Source organism: Croceicoccus sp. YJ47, assembly GCF_016745095.1.
GTDB lineage: Bacteria > Pseudomonadota > Alphaproteobacteria > Sphingomonadales > Sphingomonadaceae > Croceicoccus.
In genome coordinates this window covers 42,302-55,834 of sequence record NZ_CP067087.1, presented here as the reverse complement: position 1 = coordinate 55,834, position 13,533 = coordinate 42,302, and the positions used below count along the sequence as shown (strand labels likewise).

Sequence of the window (13,533 nt, the reverse complement as noted above, 5' to 3'; positions counted from 1 at the left end):
CGAACCGACTTTCCCAACCATGCGCATTCCCGACCTCCCGGTGTGAAAGGCAAACGCAAAAAAGCCGCTCAGACGCATGATCCGTGAGGATCGGTCGAGCGGCACCGTTGCCAGCAAATTGTTTGATCATATCGAAAATGATTGCGCCCGACGCTGGGCGAATCCGATATTCAATCTATAAGTGAAACGATGTTGCGGCGCAACAGGAAAATACGCAAGCCCTCGACAGACCGAGCAAGTCTGGAAGTCAGAAATTGCCCACGGTCAAATCCTCCTGTTCAGTGATGCGACAGACGTGCCGCCTGCGCCTCTGTCAGCCGATGCAGCGTCTCCATGCGGAGACTGAGTCCCATCCCGAAAGGCCAAGCAAACGCCCCAATCTCAGGCACGGCGATCGGGGTCACGTTCCTTTACAAAATCGACAAAGGCTCTGAGCGGTGGAGGGAGGAAGCGGCGATAGAAATAGAGACGCGGACCGTCGAACCATTGCCACCAGTCGGGCAGAACCGGCACGAGTTCGCCGCTCTTCAAATAGGGGTCGAGCCAGTTGCCGAAGGTGGCGATAATGCCGCGCCCGGATCGCGCAAGCGTGATGGCGGAATTCATCGCCTCCACATCGACAATGAGGCGCGCGGGGGGATCGATCGTGATGACATCTCCGTCCCGTTCAAGCTCCCACGGAACGAGCGTGCCGTTTGAAAAGCGCATCCGGATGCATTCGTGATCGAGAATGTCGTCGGGTTCGCGGAGCATTTCGCGACCGGCCAGATAGGAAGGTGCGGCGGCGAGTGCGAGGCATTGCGAACGCGGACCGATGGGCACCGCAATCATGTCCTGCGCCAGATGCTCACCATAGCGAATTCCGGCATCGCAGCCTGCCGCGACAATATCCACCAGCCGGCTCTCCATCATGATCTCCACCCTGACTTTTGGATGCAAGGTCATGAATTCGGCGATCAGGGCGGGCAGAATGTCGACCATGACGGCACCGGGGACATTCAGTTTCAGCGAACCGCGCACTTCGCCGCAATCACCCGATGCGTCGCTCAACGCGAGCCCGATTTCTTCCAGCAAGGGTGCGATACGCTTCGCCAGCGCCTCTCCGGTTTCGGTCGGGGAGACGCTGCGGGTCGTGCGGTTGAGGAGGGGCGCGCCGACGTCCGCTTCGAGTTGCGCGATCTTCTCGCTCACAGAGGACGCAGAAATCCTCAGGCGCTTGGCCGCGGCACGAAACCCTCCAGCATCGATGACCGCCAGGAAAACAGAAAGATCGTCAAGCCGCAGTCGATCAGCATTGTTCGCCATACCGAACAGAGTATCCGTACTTGGCATGGTTATCAATCGAAGCTGGACACGCATATTCGCCTGAATCGCAGCGACCAATCGGGCGTGGTTCGCGTTCCGAACCGACGTTCGCCGCTCATGAGCAAGGAGAATCCCGATGTCGAACCGGCTGAAAGGTGTCGACCACGTTGGTATTGTGGTCCGTGACCTCAACGAGAGTGCCGCCTGGTATGAGCAGCACCTCGGTTTCAAGCGTCTTTACGAATATGGCTTTCCGGGCGTCAAAGCGCTGTTCATCGCCAATGGCGACATCCGGCTGGAGCTTTTCGAGACGGAGGGTGCATCGCCAATGGCACCTGAGCGTACCGCACCCTCGACCAATCTTAAAATTGGCGGGATCAACCATGTGGCGCTCGCGGTGGACGATCTCGATGCCGCCATCAGGGAGTTGAAGGCCGGTGGAGTCGAGGTCGCATCGGAACCGCGTGAGGTCCCTGATGGGCACGGCGATCGCTTCGCCTTCATCCACGATAACGAAGGCATGCTCGTCGAGCTTTTCGAAAACGGACCCGGTCATGGTTGACCAAAGCGCGCGCAAACGAAGTCGTTCCACGACGCGCCCGCCGCAGCCGTGCACAAGGAGCGAGCCATGTTTTTCGGCGCAGCCATCGCCGGCCATATGGGGGCGCGACGGCACGCGCGTTGCCGGCTCGCGGTAAAAGCATCCGGTCTTTGGTGCGCGATCGCGAAAACGCTGCTGACTGGAAGGACCGGTGGGTCGATCTTCATGGCGGCGACAAAGAAATCGACAAATAGGAGAGATGCGGGACCGGTTCAACTGCGGCGAGATCGCTTCCCATCAGAGCGGCGCCGAACGGTTCGAAGCGCCGACCGTGCAGGAATAGTTTTTTAGAGAAGCTCGGGCGTCGAGCGACGAACTTTGACCACATCGGTGTCAGGGCAAGAATTCTAAGAGGCCGCTATCACGAAGATTGGACCCGCCTGGAAACTGGAAGAGGTTCATGCGCCCGATCTTGCCGAACCGGTTTCCGTCGTCGTTGGACGCGACATTCCGTATTTCGAAGGCGCGAACCGGCTTCAACGATTGGGCCTCGACCTTCCCGTGAACGACGAAACGCTTGCGTTGTTGGAGAAACCGGCTTTGCACCTGCCGGATCTTGCTGTGGGGCGCCCGGGGATCACGGCTTCGACGGCATGGAAGAGCCGCCGGTTCCAGCGGCGGTGATCAGTATCGACGAGCTTTACGATCCCCCCGGATTGGTCCTGAGCCTCGGACCTGCGCACGAAACCAATGCGCATGATGACCGAGTGATGCTGACCAATGCTTTCGGGGCCGATGATCGGGTGTGGGCGGCGGCCAGCCCCGCGAGGTTCGATCCCCTGTCATAGGGAGCCGGTTGCGCGCTGGCCGGGCCCCGCCGCTGGTCTAGCAGGCGCAGAGGCCCGACGACCAACTAGTGCCGATGAACCAGATTGAGCGGCTTGGAACCAAACTGGGGGAGGTCGCAGGACTTTCGGTCGAAGTCGGCAGCGGCATGGCGAAGCACGCCGCGCCATGGCGGACCTGGAAAGCGTTCGGTCAAAGCGTGCGCGAGGTTTCGCGGCTTTAGACGGCTTAGCGCGCAGTAGCGCGCGTTCTTCGACGATACGCTCCTCCGAAATGATCCGGCTGGCGAAGAGCGCCCTCGTCGCCCTGTCCACGCGGCACGTCCGCACCGCTCATCTGCATCGCAGTACCGGACGTTCCGTAAACGGCCCAAGTGCGGACTGAGGCGGCGGTTGCGGCTTGCGCGGAGAGGATGAACCGGCCATTCGGAAAGTATGATCCGAACCGCTTCCCGACGCGCCGTCCTGGGTGCCTCGCTCGCCATTCCCGCACTCGCTTACGCGCCGATCCTGCGCGCGGCACAGTCCGATCTGTCGCAACTGTCGGACATGACCGGCGCGGCGCAGCCTATCACCACCGCGGAACGGCTGGAACGCGTTGTCCGTGCGCAGGCATTGATGGAGGCGAACGATATTTCCGCGGTGGTCATCGAACCCGGTGCCTCGCTGACCTACTTCACGGGCATCGAATGGGGCCGCAGTGAGCGCGTGACAGGCGCGGTCCTGCCCCGCGAAGGCGAGCCGCTGATCGTGACGCCTTTCTTCGAAGAACCTTCCGTGCGCGAGACGCTGGATATTCCGGCTCAGTTGCAGGTCTGGCAGGAAGATGAAAGCCCGCTGACGCTGATCGCGGACTGGCTGCGGGAGCGGAACCTTGCAAGTGGAAAGCTGGGTATCGAGGAGACAGCGCGCTATTTCGTGGCCGATGGTCTGGCGGCCCGCCTGCCGCAGATGCGGACGGTGTCGGCCGATCCGGTGGTGCGCAGGCTCCGGATGCACAAGAGCGCGGCGGAAATCGCTCTGATGCAGCTCGCGACCGACGTGACCATGGCGGCTTATCGCTGGACCTGGCCGCGTGTCGAAACAGGAATGACCGGCGCGCAGATTTCAGCCCTTATGAACGGCGCCACACGAGCCCTTGGCGGTTCGCCGCAATTCTCGCTGGCGCTCGTGGGAGAAGCATCTGCCTATCCCCACGGTTCGCGGCAGGTGCACAGGATCGCCGACGGCGAGGTGTTGTTGATGGATTGCGGCTGCGCCGTCCACGGCTATGAAAGCGACGTATCGCGCACCTTTTCCTACGGATCGATCCGACCAGAGGTGGCGCGCGTTTGGGAGACCGTCGCGCGCGGACAAGGTATCGTGTTCGACGCGGCACAGATTGGCACGCCCGCGGGCCGCGTGGACGATCGGGTGCGCGCCTTTTACGAAAGCATGGGCTACGGTCCCGGCTATGCGCTGCCGGGCCTCTCCCACCGCACGGGCCATGGCATCGGCATGGACGGGCACGAACCGATCAATCTCGTGCGCGGAGAAGAAACGCCACTGGCTCCCGGCATGTGTTTCTCGAACGAGCCCGGCATCTACCTGCCGGGCAGGTTCGGTGTGAGGCTGGAGGATTGCATCCACATGACCGAAACGGGACCCAACTGGTTCAGTCAGCTTACCGCGTCGATCGAGGATCCGATTTAGGCCGGAGCTACTTTTCGGTCCTGCGTCCTGAAAATCGGTTGGCGGGACGTCCTCGATAGCTTCGTGACGAAGACCAGATCTAAGGCCGCCGAGCTACGTTCGGACGGCTCCCCATGACGCCAGTCGAACGAACAGATTTTACAGCGTCGACGGCGTGCGCGTACCAACCGCGCAGGAGCCCGGCCCCGCGACGCAAATAGTGTCATTTGCGTCGCGTGGCCTGCTCGTCCTCTATGCTTACACTCAGGACGCCAGTGGCGTTATCTCGACGAACTCCACTGCAGAACCGGGCAGTTCACCCTGAATCCTGACGGAGGCGCCTTCACCCTGCTCCGATCCGAGCAGCTCGCCGTGGTGATCGCGGTCCGCTCGATATCGCGCCACCTGATACGGGCCATCGCCCCAGGGCAGGTCGCTGACTTCGAGTTCATAGCCCGAATATGCGGCACTTTTGGCGTCAACCCGCCGGGGAGGAACGTTCAGGGACATGTCCTCCTTATGCGTGCCGATCGGTACCTGAAATTCGAAAACATCACGATCTCGTGCCGTCAGATATTCCGCCGGGATCGTATAATTGGAGATCAGAATGCGAACGGCATCGCGGTTTTCGGTGCGGTAGGCCAGCACGGCGAAGCCGTTCTCGTCTCCACCCGTTACGGCAAGGCGGTCAGCCGTGGCCAATGTTTTTCCGACGAAGCGGAATGCGCCCGTCCTCGCGTTCTGGCTGCCATCGTCTTCGAAGATCCCGGCGGGGTCGGTGAAGTTATAGTGGAAATCGGCACCGGTATCGGCGCGGAAGAAGATTGCCTTGTCGACTTCCGAATCCTGCATGTAGATCGCCCCAGCCGCGATGAAGGCCGCGTTGTCCGCATCTTCGAACTTGGCGGTCGGGATGCCCGTCATGCTCCAGTAGGACAGCAGCAGTTCGGCATCGCTGAAGCCGTGCTTGTCGGCGACCTTTCGCACCTCCGCAGCAACCGTCCGGAAGTCCATCGGATCGCGGGAGTTGTCGCCGTACCACATCCACGAAAGGAAATCCAAAGGCAGCGACTGATCCTTGATGAAATCCAGGAATCCTTCGCGGAACGGGCCTTCATTCAACGGGAAGGCGACGCAAGGGCCACCGACCTTCAGGTCCTTGTCGACGCGCTTTACCGCGCGCGCCGCCGCCGCATACATCTGGTAGAATTGATCGGGCGTGCCGGAGAAGTGCAGGGTGCCGAAATCGGGCTGATCCCCGAATTCCCAATGCGTGACGGCCTTTTCGAACCCGTCGCCCCATCCGGACACGTAGTGGCGCACGATATGCTCGACGACCTGCTCATATTTTTCCAGATCGGCGACCGGCTTCTTGTTGAACGGAATCTCGCTGGCAATCGTGAAAAGGATGTCCGCGCCGAGCGAGCGCGTCTGCCTCACCCACGTGTCTGTTGCCGCGAAATTGTAGCTTGCCGGATCGCTGGGATCGGCAGACCAGTCGGGAAACAGGCTCTTGGGATTGTCGACCGTATCCAGCCGCGAGACCCAATCGTATGACCGGACGAGCGTTACCTGCGCGTCCTTCCAAACGTCCAGAATGTCGGGGACGCTCTCCGTGCCCGGTAAGCCGGCGCGGGAATACCCGACGTACCGTGAAGCTTGCGCATGTCGCCGGTCGATTGCCCTGCATCGACGGACAGCTTTGCAATGGGGTTCGAAGTCATCAGTAATCACTTTCCAAAACGCGGTTGATGTAATCGATTGCTGCCGGCTCTTCGTTCACGAGATAGTCCTGGCGTCGATCGAGTGCTTCGGGCGTCTCCGAATCGAATTCCTCGTGCATCATCTTCAACGACCAATCCCACACGGTTTTCACGCGGGGGTACCGTCGTGCCATGAATTTGGTCTGGATATCGTAGAGCGAATCGTCGGAGCGAAGGAGTTCGGCAAAGACCACCCCGTCTTCGATGGCCATCGCGGCGCCCGATCCGAGATAGGGCGTCGTGGCGTGCGCGGCATCGCCCATGATCATGACCCGTCCCCGGTACCAGGGGTATGGAACCATGACCGTATCGAGAGGCGTGTAAGCCACGTTGGTCGCATGTTGCAGCGAGTCGATCGCCTCCGCCATGAAATCGGAATCGCCCATCATCTCCCGCGCTCTTTTATGCATGAGTGCGGCAAATGAGTCGGGATCGTGGCGCGGGCGGCCGGGCTCGAAATGGGTGACGATCACGTACATCATGCCGCCGACCAGCGGTACGAAACCGACTTTCCCGCCGAAACCGTGACAGAATAGCGCACCGTCGAGAGAGTCGGGTGCAGGCACCGCGGCCCGCCAGGCGACGCCGCCGCTGGGAGTAGGGACGTATTTGTCACCGAACAGGTGCCCGCGGATCTGGGAATTGATGCCGTCGAAGCCGATGACGAGGTCGTATCGGTGCGTGGATCCGTTGCTCAGTTCCACCGTCACGCCATCGTCATCCTGCTGGATGTCGACCGCCGTCGTGCCCATCATGATATTGCATCCCAGCTCGATCGCGCGGGCGCTCGCCATTTCGAGGAATTCCAGACGCGGCAGCTGGACGTTGTTCGGCATGCCATCGACTTTCCGCCCGTAGGAAATATCGACGACGTGGTCTCCGTTCCTGTCGTAATAGGTCAGAGGGGGCGTCGGGAAGCCCATGGCAAGCGTCTCGTCGAGCAGGCCGATCTGGCGGAGGGCGCGAAGCCCGTTGGTCCGCAGGCCCCAGCCCACGCCAGCCACCGAGTTGTCGGGCTTGATATCGATGACATCGACCTCAGCGCCGTTCTGAACCAGCGCCACGGCAGCGCAAAGCCCGCCAATACCCGCACCGACAACAAGGATTTTGTCAGATCTCGACATTTCGCTTCCTTCCCAAAAATCATGGCGATGCAGGCAAGGCAATCCCCGCATCGCCATTTCGTGATATATCACCAATACACGCACATTATTCCTGGTCAAGGGTTGCAATCGCGCCGGGATTTATCGACGATGACGGCGATCGCTTCGATACCGGGCCGAGCTGGAGTTGCTTCATGGCAGAAGGCACTAAACGAAAGCAGACGCTCGCCGATCAGGCCTATGTGCTTCTGCGGCAGCGGATCGTGTCGCTGAAGATGCCGCCTCGCATGCCCTTTACCGAGCGTGAAATATCAGCGGAGATCGGTTTCGGGGCGATGCCCGTGCGGGAGGCGCTGGACCGGCTGAACCACGATGGGCTCGTCGAAACGATCCCCCGCCGGGGTTATCGCGTTGCCGGGCTTACACTGAAATCGGTGGATGATTTTTTCACAGTGTGGAGCGCCGTCTCCCCGTTGATAATACGACTGGCCCACGAAAGGGCGACGCCAGAACAGATCGAGGCTCTCAACGCCATCCATAAAGACCATGCGCGAGCGGTCCGAAAGACGAAGCTCGATCCGGAGTACTGGATAAAGATGTCGCGGCGACGGTTCGATCTGCTTGCAGAGGCCGCGCGCAACCCGCCGCTCGAATTAATCTACCGCAATCTTTCGGCGCAGATGGACCGGATCTTCCACTCCATCAGCCATCACCGCGAGGATATACGCGCCATCTTCGAACTCGCGACGCGGTTCGATACCGCGATACCGTCCGTCGACGATGCGAGCGAGTTCATAAAGATCAGCCGCGCGAAAATCGCCGAGGTGATCATCGAAAAAGGCTTCGATTGATCGCAGGGCGACGTGCGTTCGCGCGTCGCTGCTCACAATTCGACGTCGACGATGCCGGCGGGAGAGGGGAGGTGGCTGAGCATCGGCGCGCAAACACGCCGATGCCGCCAAAGTCAGACCGCCGTCCGGATCAGCTCCGGGTCCTTGCGACGATATTTTCGCACCATTCCTGTCGTCCGGAACGGCGCTGCGGGTCGAGATCATGCTTTACGGCGTAATCGGCAATATCGGCGAGCGAGGTGCCCTTGTCATGGATCATGGTCCCCAGACTTCCCGACCAGTCGCCGTACCGGTCACGGCGGAAGTCTTCCAGCGCGCCGTCCTCGATCATTTCCGCCGCGCGAAGCAATCCGCGCGCTATCGTATCGACACCGCCGATATGGCCATGAAACAGGTCCTCGGCATCGATGGACTGACGGCGGACCTTGGCGTCGAAATTGAATCCGCCATCGGTGAAACCTCCGGCGCGCAGGACTTCGAGCATGGCCAGGGTCCATTCTTCCACCGAGTTGGGGAATTGGTCGGTATCCCAGCCATTCTGATAATCGCCGCGGTTCGCATCGACCGACCCCAGGATCCCGAACGTCCGCGCCATCGCGAGCTCGTGTTCGAAACTATGGCCGCCAAGCGTCGCATGGTTGGCCTCGATGTTCACTTTGACCTCGTTCTCCAGGCCGTAACGCTGAAGGAACGCGAACACGCTTTGAGTATCGAAATCGTACTGGTGCTTGGTCGGTTCGTGCGGTTTGGGCTCGATCAGGATCGTACCCTCAAAGCCGATGCGATGCTTGTGTTCCACGACGAGGTTGAGAAACCGGCCGAAATTGTCGAGTTCGACGCCGATCTCGGTGTTGAGAATCGTGTCGTACCCTTCGCGCCCACCCCAAAGGACATAGTTCGCGCCGCCGAGGCGATGCGTGGCCTCCAGGCAGTCGCGCACCTGGCTCGCACCCCAGGCATAGACCTCGGGATCGGGGTTGGTTGCCCCGCCCGCCATGTAGCGGGGATTGCTGAACAGATTGGCCGTCCCCCACAGGAGTTTGCGACCGTGCTTCGCCTGCAATTCCTCGAGATGGTCGACCGCTTCGGCGAAGCTTTTGCGGAAAGCGCCGATCCCATCCGCATCGGCCATGACATCGACGTCGTGAAAGCAATAGAACGGCAGGTCGAGCTTCTCCACGAAGGCCAGCGCCGCTTCGCGCTTCGATCGCGCTGCATCGGCGTCATTCGCGCCGCGGTGCCATGGCCTGTCGAAGGTTCCCGCGCCGAATACGTCGCTGCCCGGCCAGCAGAACGTGTGCCACACGCACACCGCCATCCGCAGATGGTCTTCCATCCGCTTGCCAAGGACGACACGGTCCTTGTCGTAATAGCGATAGGCGAAGGGGTTGGTGCTATCGCGCCCTTCAAACTGGACGGTTTCGAAGTCTTTGAAATAACTGGCGGACATAAGGTGCTCCTAAAAGGTGTCCATGACGCCGACGATCCGGCGATACTCCCAAAGTTTTTGACCAAGCGCGGTGTGGAGAGATTCATCGGGCTCGATAGTGGTGTGCAGTGCAGGGCGGGTGCAGACGGTCGCAGGACTTTCCCCGGTCACGCACATGCGCGCCAGCCGGGACGCGCCCATCGACGGTCCAAGTTCACCGTCCTGCAGGTAATCCAGCGTCACATCCAGGGATGTTGCCAGAATGCGGCCCCAGTGCGTTGAGCGCGATCCCCCTCCGATTACCGTCATCCGGTCGACCGTGGTTCCGGCATTGCGCAAGGCAGCCAGCCCGTCGGCATGGGCAAACGCAATGCCTTCGAGCACGGCGGATGCGAGACGGGCAGGGGTGGTCGATCCGTCGCAACCGATCCAGCCGGCACGCAATCGTTCGTTATTGTGCGGGGTGCGCTCCCCATTCAGGAAGGGCAGGAACAATTCGGGCCCGGCGCCCGGCGTTACCGTTTCTGCGAGCGCGATGAGTTCGCCCGGCCCGCCAATGTTGAGCAACCGGGCCGCCCAGTCCAGGCACGACGCTGCCGAAAGGTGCACGGCCATCTGATGCCACTGATCCGGGAGGCAGTGGCAGAAGGCATGAACGGCGCCGTCCGGGTTTGGTCGAAAATCCCTGGTCGCGACAAAGGTCACGCCGGAGGTGCCGAGTGAAAGCAGCGCATCGCCGTCTTCGACGACGCCAATTCCCACAGCGCCCGCCGCGTTGTCCCCGCCGCCGCCTGCGACGGGTACGCGATCCATGCCCCATGCCGATGCAACGTCGGCGAGCAGAACGCCGCTTTGCTCGGTGCCTTCGAACAGATCGGGCATGTTTTTCCGCGTCAGTCCTGTCGCGGCCAGCATCTCGTCCGACCATGCACGCTTCGCGACGTCGAGCCACAAGGTACCCGAACTGTCCGACATGTCGGAGGCCATCGCCCCCGTCATGCACAACCGCAGGTAATCCTTCGGCAGCAGGACTTTATGGATCTGTGCAAAGACATCGGGCTCGTGCTCGCGCACCCAGGCGATCTTCGGTGCGGTAAAACCCGGCATGGCGATGTTGCCGGTTATCGCTCGCGATTCGGGCACCTCACGTTCAATTTGGGCACACATTGCGGCGCTTCGACCGTCGTTCCAAAGGATTGCCGGGCGCAACACGCGATGGTCTTCATCGATCAACGTCGCTCCGTGCATCTGCCCGCTCAGCCCGATCGCCCGGACGGCCCGGCGAAACTCGGGATCGATGGCCAGGACGGCTTCGCACGCGGCGTGCCACCATGCCGACGGATCCTGTTCGGACCATCCGGTGTACGGACTGCTTGCGGTCAGGGGGGCAAGACCCTGTGCAACAGCTTTGCCATCTTCGTCGACGACGACGGCTTTAACCCCTGAGGTCCCGAGATCTAAACCCAGAAACATCCTTGCCCACCTTCTCTGTCGTTGCCTCGACGTAAACACACTTCGGCATTATTAGAACCGCTATTATAAAAAAAAGGATGCTTTCGCAAACGACGATCTTGCCGGGTCGGGCGTGCAACATCGTTTCAAGAATCTCGGCCCTGCGGATCGCGGAGAATGCAAGTGGGAGTGCGAGGCCGCCGTCACGCCCCCTCGATCGGCGCAATATTTTTCGCCTGTGGACAGGTGGATGCGGGGTCGGGGGGGCGCTGCTGGCTCGACCGACGAATGGCGGGTGCCTTCGGACCTCGCGGGATCGGACACACCGAGATTGACATCAAATGGACCGTGCCATATTAGATTGGGTCTTCTAATTTGAGTGGGTTTGTCCGACCAAAACAACATTCGGTATCAGCACTACGGCCGGTTGTCGGCCCGATTGCTCGATAACCGCACGGACGAACCTAGGCTGCGGTTTTTCGTTGCGGCCGCCTGAGGAGCCTGTCCCCGATATGAATACTGAAGCGATCGCGATAAGCCTCGATCTGATCAATCGTCATTACCAGGAACCCAATCGGAACCGCTATGAAAGCCGGTACTTTTGGGAAGAACTTTATCCCTTGATAGCCGCGGCGGGGTTCTCGACGATCGAGATGCCTTACGAACCGGTGTGGCAATTCGGCGGGCGGACCGGTGTGCCGTTCAACGAATATTGCGTGAATGCAAAATACGAAAACGCGGCCAATTATCGCGCTTTCCTGAAAGATAACGGGATCGAAGCGGTCACCGGGATCACGTTCGATCCCAACCTGTTCATGCGCAACGACGAGATCGATTTCTTCTTCGGCGCGACGGGCCATTTCGGAAGCCAGGCGCTTTCCCATGCGGCCGAAATGGGCGCAGACTATCTCGCCATCAGCCCTTCGGCCTACTACGGGCGCGTCGCGCAATACCATCCCGACATCGACAACAGGATGGAGGAGTTTGCCGAGCGCACGATCAAGATGCTGGGTACGCTTGCGGAAAAAGCCGGCGAACTCGGCGTCACGCTCGTTCTGCGGAACGAATACTGGAGCCTGTTCGCGGGCGAGCGCATCATTCCCATAGCCGACGCACTGCAGGACGGTGTCAAGCTGGACGTCGATACGGCGAGCCTTTTCGTAGGCGGCATTTCGCCCGAAAGCTTTATCGCAAGCAACATTGCGCGGATCGGGTCCGTGCACCTCACCGATACCGATTTCGTCGACAAGGGCGAAACCTGGAAAACGCCGAACCCCGAATTTCCCAGCGGCCAGGCTACGCAGGTCTACCGCGATCCGGGCACGGGATCGGTCGATCTGGCCGGGATCGCGGGTTTGCTCGACAGGCTGGATTACAACGGGCCCGTCATATGCAGCGCCCGTCAGACGAGAGATCCGTTTCGCGCTCTGCTGAGAACCCGCGCCCTCCTCAAAACATTGTCGATATAAGACGGACGGAGTTTCCGCGATGCCCAATATCCGCTACGCAAATATGAGCCACTGGAAGACGATCCCCTACAAACAGATCGATAATTTCCGCGAGTTTTACTACGAAGACAAGACCAATACCGCCTATTATTCGGATTGGGACACGATCCTGAAATATCAGTCCGCATTGGGCTTTAACGGGATCGAAATTGCCCCCTGGGATCTGGCGGATCTTGTTCCGCTGTTCGGATCAGCCGAAAATTTTGCCGCCTTCGCAAAGGATCGCGGGGTCGAGGTCATCGGCATGTTCCACGGTGCGCACGCTTCGCATGATCCGGCGCATTACGATGAGGCCATTCGTGCCGGTCGCGAAGCCGTGGACACGATCGCGAAGTTCGGCGGTCAGTACATGAACACCTGCCCGACGCAGAATTACTGCGGCACCGGACCTCTCTCGCGGGAGGAGGTGCAGCAATGCGCCAAGGTCATGAACGAGATTGGCGCATATGCGACCGATCACGGCATCAAGATCGGCCTGCACAACGAATTCTTCTGCGCGATCAACCTGCCGAACCACCGGGAGCTGATCGAATCGACCGATCCGAAGCTGGTCCATTACTGCATCGACACGGCGCAGATCGCGATCATGGGCGAAGATCTGTGCACGTTCTACAGCGACTATCACGACCGCATCAGCACGTTCCACCTCAAGGACACGGCATCGGCTGGGCAACCCGACAGCGTGCGCTATGCGCAGGACCCCGAAATCACCGATGACGGCAAGCGCTGGTTCTGGGAGCCGGGCATGGGACAACTGGACCTGAAGGGGCTGTATCGCCTGCTGAAGAAGCACGAGTTCAAGGGCTGGATGTCGGTTGAATACGACGGATCGCCCGACTTGCTGGCATCGATGGCGCTCACCCGCCATTACCTCGACAATGAGTTGAGGCCGATCTACGACTAGGGATCCTTCGCAGATAACAAATGGCCAAGTCGGGCCCGAACCTCGCGAGCGTCGTTCGGGCTTGACCTACCCTCGGTCCTTTCTGGCGAGAAGTCTCCGCCTGCACACTATGACGTGTCGCGCTAGGTCAGCGCGCGGAAGGCTTTTTCGATGCCTTTCGC

At 60.5% G+C, this 13,533-nt stretch carries 11 protein-coding genes; 6 read left to right on the top strand and 5 right to left on the bottom strand.

The genetic code is table 11. From position 1 onward, the window contains the following. Positions 1–381 precede the first annotated feature (381 nt). On the bottom strand, positions 382–1,383 hold the full coding sequence (locus JD971_RS00215; RefSeq protein WP_236672173.1) for a LysR family transcriptional regulator: 1,002 nt from the start codon (positions 1,381–1,383) through the stop codon (positions 382–384). Between the two features lie 58 nt (positions 1,384–1,441). On the opposite strand from JD971_RS00215, the gene JD971_RS00210 reads away from it, so the two are divergent. From JD971_RS00210 to JD971_RS00200, 3 genes are all read left to right on the top strand, one after another. Beyond that, positions 1,442–1,867, top strand: a complete 426-nt coding sequence (locus JD971_RS00210) for a VOC family protein (protein ID WP_202085088.1) — start codon at positions 1,442–1,444, stop codon at positions 1,865–1,867. Between the two features lie 632 nt (positions 1,868–2,499). After that, positions 2,500–2,694: a hypothetical protein gene (locus JD971_RS00205; RefSeq protein ID WP_202085086.1), complete on the top strand. Its 195-nt coding sequence runs from the start codon at positions 2,500–2,502 to the stop codon at positions 2,692–2,694. A 432-nt stretch (positions 2,695–3,126) separates the two neighbouring features. Then, positions 3,127–4,383, top strand: a complete 1,257-nt coding sequence (locus JD971_RS00200; RefSeq protein WP_202085084.1) for a Xaa-Pro peptidase family protein — start codon at positions 3,127–3,129, stop codon at positions 4,381–4,383. Positions 4,384–4,626: 243 nt separating this feature from the next. Here JD971_RS00200 and JD971_RS00195 read toward each other — a convergent pair whose 3' ends face one another. Further along, positions 4,627–6,096: a hypothetical protein gene (locus JD971_RS00195; protein ID WP_202085082.1), complete on the bottom strand. Its 1,470-nt coding sequence runs from the start codon at positions 6,094–6,096 to the stop codon at positions 4,627–4,629. After that, positions 6,086–7,306 carry an FAD-dependent monooxygenase gene (locus tag JD971_RS00190; RefSeq protein ID WP_202085080.1) on the bottom strand — a complete coding sequence of 407 codons (1,221 nt, stop codon included), beginning with the start codon at positions 7,304–7,306 and terminating at the stop codon, positions 6,086–6,088. Before JD971_RS00190 ends, JD971_RS00195 begins: the two co-directional genes overlap by 11 nt. A gap of 116 nt (positions 7,307–7,422) precedes the next feature. Between JD971_RS00190 and JD971_RS00185 the strand changes: the two genes are divergently transcribed. Next, entirely contained in the window at positions 7,423–8,079 is a 657-nt protein-coding gene (locus JD971_RS00185; protein ID WP_202085078.1) for a GntR family transcriptional regulator, read from the top strand. 130 nt (positions 8,080–8,209) lie between these two features. On the opposite strand, the gene xylA is transcribed toward JD971_RS00185, so the two are convergent. Next, positions 8,210–9,529 carry a xylose isomerase gene (gene xylA, locus JD971_RS00180; RefSeq protein ID WP_202085076.1) on the bottom strand — a complete coding sequence of 440 codons (1,320 nt, stop codon included), beginning with the start codon at positions 9,527–9,529 and terminating at the stop codon, positions 8,210–8,212. A gap of 9 nt (positions 9,530–9,538) precedes the next feature. After that, positions 9,539–10,981 carry a xylulokinase gene (gene xylB / locus JD971_RS00175; protein WP_202085074.1) on the bottom strand — a complete coding sequence of 481 codons (1,443 nt, stop codon included), beginning with the start codon at positions 10,979–10,981 and terminating at the stop codon, positions 9,539–9,541. A gap of 491 nt (positions 10,982–11,472) precedes the next feature. Between xylB and JD971_RS00170 the strand changes: the two genes are divergently transcribed. Together JD971_RS00170 and JD971_RS00165 are read left to right on the top strand one after the other, a co-directional pair. Beyond that, the gene (locus tag JD971_RS00170) at positions 11,473–12,429 is read left to right on the top strand and encodes a sugar phosphate isomerase/epimerase (protein ID WP_202085072.1); all 957 of its coding nucleotides are present in this window, start codon (positions 11,473–11,475) and stop codon (positions 12,427–12,429) included. A 19-nt stretch (positions 12,430–12,448) separates the two neighbouring features. After that, on the top strand, positions 12,449–13,372 hold the full coding sequence (locus JD971_RS00165; protein WP_202085069.1) for a sugar phosphate isomerase/epimerase: 924 nt from the start codon (positions 12,449–12,451) through the stop codon (positions 13,370–13,372). The last annotated feature ends 161 nt before the right edge of the window (positions 13,373–13,533 follow it).